Origin of the sequence: Yoonia litorea, from assembly GCF_900114675.1 — a bacterium.
Classification (GTDB): Bacteria; Pseudomonadota; Alphaproteobacteria; order Rhodobacterales; family Rhodobacteraceae; genus Yoonia; species Yoonia litorea.
Genome location: NZ_FOZM01000007.1, coordinates 1 through 5,837 on the forward strand (window position 1 = coordinate 1; position 5,837 = coordinate 5,837).

Genomic DNA, 5,837 nt, shown 5'->3' on the forward strand with positions numbered 1-5,837 from the left:
CGGGCTGCTCCATCCCGCGACATTTGCCTCAAGATTTGTATTTGAGGCGCATCGTTTGAGAGATACGATTTGATGTTTTGAGCTGCTTATTAGGTTTGGCGATGACTTACTCTCCCACGTCTTAAGACGCAGTACCATCAGCGCTGTGGCACTTAACTGCCGAGTTCGGGATGGGATCGGGTGTTTTGCTCACGCTATGATCACCAAACCAAAAAAACAGCTTCAAACATCGTGTTCCAAGTCAGCACAGCTTAGTGCATGTATGCTTTTTGATTTTGCCAGCATTGCTATTACTGGATCAAATCAAGCCTATCGAGCCATTAGTACCAGTCAACTGAACGTATCACTACGCTTACATCTCTGGCCTATCGACGAAGTGGTCTACTTCGGCTCTCAGGGATACCTTGTTTTGAGGGGGGCTTCCCGCTTAGATGCCTTCAGCGGTTATCCTGTCCGATCATAGCTACCCAGCACTGCCGTTGGCACGACAACTGGTCCACCAGTGGATCGTTCACCCCGGTCCTCTCGTACTAGGGGCAACTCCTCTCAAGTATCCTACACCCACGGAAGATAGGGACCGAACTGTCTCACGACGTTCTAAACCCAGCTCACGTACCTCTTTAAACGGCGAACAGCCGTACCCTTGGGACCTGCTCCAGCCCCAGGATGAGATGAGCCGACATCGAGGTGCCAAACGGTGCCGTCGATATGGACTCTTGGGCACCATCAGCCTGTTATCCCCAGCGTACCTTTTATCCGTTGAGCGATGGCCCTTCCACTCGGGACCACCGGATCACTATGGCCGTCTTTCGACTCTGCTCGACTTGTCAGTCTCGCAGTCAGGCTGGCTTCTGCCATTGCACTCAACGAGCGATTTCCGACCGCTCTGAGCCAACCTTCGCGCGCCTCCGTTACAATTTGGGAGGCGACCGCCCCAGTCAAACTACCCACCACGCAGGGTCCCGGACCCGGATAACGGGCCGCGGTTAGACATCAAGCAGAATAAGGGTGGTATCTCAAGGGAGGCTCCACAGAGACTGGCGTCCCTGCTTCAAAGCCTACCACCTATCCTGCACATACTGTGCCTGATGCCAATGCGAAGCTATAGTAAAGGTGCATGGGGTCTTTCCGTCTAACCGCGGGTATCCTGCATCTTGACAGGAAATTCAATTTCGCTGAGTCCACATTTGAGACAGCGGGGAAGTCGTTACGCCATTCGTGCAGGTCGGAACTTACCCGACAAGGAATTTCGCTACCTTAGGACCGTTATAGTTACGGCCGCCGTTTACCTGGGCTTCAATTCGGAGCTTGCACTCCTCCTTTTAACCTTCAGGCACCGGGCAGGCGTCAGACCCTATACGTCGTCTTGCGACTTCGCAGAGCCCTGTGTTTTTAGTAAACAGTCGCCACCCCCTGGTTTGTGCCCCCGGCCCACAGTTGCCTGCAAACCGGGCCTCCTTCTCGCGAACTTACGGAGGTATTTTGCCGAGTTCCTTAAATGTGGTTCTCTCAAGCGCCTTGGTATTCTCTACCAGTCCACCTGTGTCGGTTTAGGGTACGATCTCATGGAGGGCTATTTCCAGGAACCTCTCAGCGGCCCACCCAATCCGATAAGGGTGAACAACCTTCGAGATCCGTCACATCCTCCTGGCCCAGGAATATTAACCTGGTTCCCATCGACTACGCCTTTCGGCCTCGCCTTAGGGGTCGGCTTACCCTGCTCAGATTAGCTTTAAGCAGGAACCCTTGGACTTTCGGCGAGAGGGTCTCTCACCCTCTTTGTCGCTACTCATGTCATCATTCTCACTAGTGATCTCTCCACCGGATCCCTCACAGGCCGGCTTCACAGAAAACTCCTTTGCCTCCAAGGCAGCCCGAGAGCTGCTAAAGAGGCATGGAGTTATGTCACACTACGCTCTGCTACCATGCACTACGTGCATCCTAGACTTCGGCTCATGGCTTGAGCCCCGTTACATCTTCGCCGCAGGACAACTTATTTAGACCAGTGAGCTGTTACGCTATCTTTAAAGGATGGCTGCTTCTAAGCCAACCTCCTGGTTGTTTTGGTCGTCCCACCTGCTTTCCCACTTAGCCATGAATTAGGGGCCTTAGTCGTAGGTCAGGGTTGTTTCCCTCTCCACAACGGACGTTAGCACCCGCTGTGTGTCTGCCGGATAGTACTCCTCGGTATTCGGAGTTTGATTAGGATCAGTAAGGCTGTGGGCCCCCATTACCCATTCAGTGCTCTACCCCCGAGGGTATTCGTCCGACGCTCTACCTAAATAGATTTCGCAGAGAACCAGCTATCTCCGAGTTTGATTGGCCTTTCACCCCTAGGCACACCTCATCCCGACCTTTTTCAACAGGTGTGGGTTCGGACCTCCAGTAAGTGTTACCTTACCTTCATCCTGGACATGCCTAGATCACTCGGTTTCGGGTCTAATGCATCTAACTCAGTCGCCCTATTCAGACTCGCTTTCGCTGCGCCTACACCTAACGGCTTAAGCTTGCTAGATACACTAAGTCGATGACCCATTATACAAAAGGTACGCTGTCAGGCCTCAAGGGCCCTCCAACTGATTGTAGGCGTTCGGTTTCAGGTACTGTTTCACTCCCCTCGTCGGGGTGCTTTTCACCTTTCCCTCACGGTACTGGTTCGCTATCGGTCAGTAAGGAGTACTTAGCCTTCGAAGGTGGTCCTCCGATCTTCAGACAGAATTTCACGTGTTCCGCCCTACTTAATACGTCTGATTGTGCTTCTTATACGGGACTGTCACCCACTCTGGTTGGCCTTTCCAGACCATTCTAATCACACGCACAGCTCGGCTGGTCCCCGTTCGCTCGCCGCTACTAGGGGAGTAGCTATTGCTTTCCTTTCCTCCGGGTACTTAGATGTTTCAGTTCCCCGGGTTTGCTTTTGTAAACCTATGTATTCAGTCTACAAATAGTTGTTTATGCTCATTATTCGCCACTTCGCCGCCCATCCCCAAACCGGCCAAGGGCCGGCGCGGAGCGGACATTATCGCGAAGCGATAATAACAAACATTCAACTGGGTTGCCCCATTCAGAAATCCATGGATCAAAGCTTATTCTCAGCTCCCCATGGCTTATCGCAGAGTATCACGTCTTTCATCGCCTCTTACTGCCAAGGCATCCACCAAACGCCCTTTTCGCGCTTGATTTGATCCAGAAAAAGCAAGGCTTCTTCTGCGGTTGGGCCCTTTTGTGATCAAACCCAACCTTAATCAAAATGCATACAAAATTGACACGCCCGGCCGCTGGTTCGCAACCGGACATGATACGTTACCATTGCTGGCAACGCGGTTAGTGTACTTGACTTGGAACAAAATAGACTTGCAGGACCATGTATTATTGTTGCCATACGGCAACGGGCCTGCCGGTCACCCTCACGCGGATGACCATCTATTCTGATGTTGTATCTCTCTAAACGATGTCAAATGGTCCGAAGACCAAACGTCCGATTGGACGGCAAAACAGCCAAAGCTGCTTAACGGTCAAATCGTATGATGATGGTGGGTCGAGGAGGACTTGAACCTCCGACCTCACGCTTATCAGGCGTGCGCTCTAACCACCTGAGCTACCGACCCCAATCATGTGCAAACCAGTCATAGGGTGGCTGGCTGCCGCGCGCTCCCGCGCTTGGCATGTTTGACTAAAATCGATCCACCGGATCAATTTTGCGCCAAGGGCGCCGTCAAACATGGTGGAGCGTATCGGGATCGAACCGATGACCCCCTGCTTGCAAAGCAGGTGCTCTCCCAGCTGAGCTAACGCCCCTTTAGGTGCGTTCCACTCGAGGCGGAACAGAAACTGAAGAGATATGAGGACGGCTCGGTCCGATGTTTGCCGGCTTTGAATGCCGGCTTGCTAAGTGTTTCACGATGACAATGAGCAAGCTCATAGTCATGACTAGAAACATCCTTAGAAAGGAGGTGATCCAGCCGCAGGTTCCCCTACGGCTACCTTGTTACGACTTCACCCCAGTCGCTGATCCTACCGTGGTCCGCTGCCTCCAAAAGGTTAGCGCACGGCCGTCGGGTAGAACCAACTCCCATGGTGTGACGGGCGGTGTGTACAAGGCCCGGGAACGTATTCACCGCGTCATGCTGTTACGCGATTACTAGCGATTCCGACTTCATGGGGTCGAGTTGCAGACCCCAATCCGAACTGAGATGCCTTTTGGGGATTAACCCACTGTAGGCACCATTGTAGCACGTGTGTAGCCCAACCCGTAAGGGCCATGAGGACTTGACGTCATCCACACCTTCCTCCCGCTTATCACGGGCAGTTTCCTTAGAGTGCCCAGCCGAACTGCTGGCAACTAAGGATGTGGGTTGCGCTCGTTGCCGGACTTAACCGAACATCTCACGACACGAGCTGACGACAGCCATGCAGCACCTGTCACTGAGCCACCGAAGTGGAAACCAGATCTCTCTGGCGGTCCCAGGATGTCAAGGGTTGGTAAGGTTCTGCGCGTTGCTTCGAATTAAACCACATGCTCCACCGCTTGTGCGGGCCCCCGTCAATTCCTTTGAGTTTTAATCTTGCGACCGTACTCCCCAGGCGGAATGCTTAATCCGTTAGGTGTGACACCAAAGGGCAAGCCCCCTGACGTCTGGCATTCATCGTTTACGGTGTGGACTACCAGGGTATCTAATCCTGTTTGCTCCCCACACTTTCGCACCTCAGCGTCAGTATCGAGCCAGTGAGCCGCCTTCGCCACTGGTGTTCCTCCAAATATCTACGAATTTCACCTCTACACTTGGAATTCCACTCACCTCTCTCGAACTCTAGACTGATAGTTTTGGAGGCAGTTCCGGGGTTGAGCCCCGGGATTTCACCCCCAACTTTCCAATCCGCCTACGCGCGCTTTACGCCCAGTAATTCCGAACAACGCTAACCCCCTCCGTATTACCGCGGCTGCTGGCACGGAGTTAGCCGGGGTTTCTTTACCAGGTACTGTCATTATCATCCCTGGCGAAAGAGCTTTACGACCCTAAGGCCTTCGTCACTCACGCGGCATGGCTAGATCAGGCTTGCGCCCATTGTCTAAGATTCCCCACTGCTGCCTCCCGTAGGAGTCTGGGCCGTGTCTCAGTCCCAGTGTTGCTGATCATCCTCTCAAACCAGCTACTGATCGTCGACTTGGTAGGCCGTTACCCCACCAACTATCTAATCAGACGCGGGCTAATCCTTCACCGATAAATCTTTCCCCCAAAGGGCGTATACGGTATTACTCTCAGTTTCCCGAGGCTATTCCGTAGTGAAGGGCATATTCCCACGCGTTACTAACCCGTCCGCCGCTCACTCCGAAGAGTGCGCTCGACTTGCATGTGTTAGGCCTGCCGCCAGCGTTCGTTCTGAGCCAGGATCAAACTCTCAAGTTGAAAGCACATTACTGCGCTATCCTTGACGTTCGAACCTCTGCACATCCACCACATGACATTACTGACATCATATGGCGATTTCTCTGTTTGTTGTGCTCTTGGTAACCAAAGTCACCAGAAGCCGCCAAACAGTGAAGCTGACACCTTATCATCGGGCCGAAACCCTAAAGGCGTGATATACAGACGTTGATCCATCGATATGAACCAAACCGCCCACATATCTCTTCAGATATTACCAATTTCAAACAGCGTAAGAGACAAAACAAAACAAGATGCGCCCTAAACTTATCGGCGCGCCCCGCCTGCAATCCCTAAAATTCTTATCCGCTTCATCAGAGCAATGCCCCGCTTCCGCGTCCCAACCGCGCCTCAGCGCCGCCGGTGAAGGGGGTTCTACGGATAACAAACAAAACCCGCAAGAGGTTTTTT

At 52.9% G+C, this 5,837-nt stretch carries 2 tRNA genes and 3 rRNA genes; all 5 read right to left on the reverse strand.

The features are described 5' to 3' along the window. Window positions 1–93 precede the first annotated feature (93 nt). The 5 genes from rrf to BM316_RS16545 all read right to left on the reverse strand — a co-directional run bounded on the left by rrf (window position 94) and on the right by BM316_RS16545 (window position 5,408). A 5S ribosomal RNA gene (gene rrf / locus BM316_RS16525) occupies window positions 94–208 on the reverse strand. Window positions 209–299: 91 nt separating this feature from the next. After that, window positions 300–3,182 (reverse strand): 23S ribosomal RNA (locus tag BM316_RS16530). A gap of 349 nt (window positions 3,183–3,531) precedes the next feature. Continuing rightward, window positions 3,532–3,608: transfer RNA gene (locus BM316_RS16535), tRNA-Ile, on the reverse strand. Between the two features lie 114 nt (window positions 3,609–3,722). Continuing rightward, window positions 3,723–3,798: transfer RNA gene (locus tag BM316_RS16540), tRNA-Ala, on the reverse strand. A gap of 148 nt (window positions 3,799–3,946) precedes the next feature. After that, a 16S ribosomal RNA gene (locus BM316_RS16545) occupies window positions 3,947–5,408 on the reverse strand. Together the 16S, 23S and 5S rRNA genes with 2 tRNA genes alongside form the textbook arrangement of a ribosomal RNA operon. Window positions 5,409–5,837 lie beyond the last annotated feature (429 nt).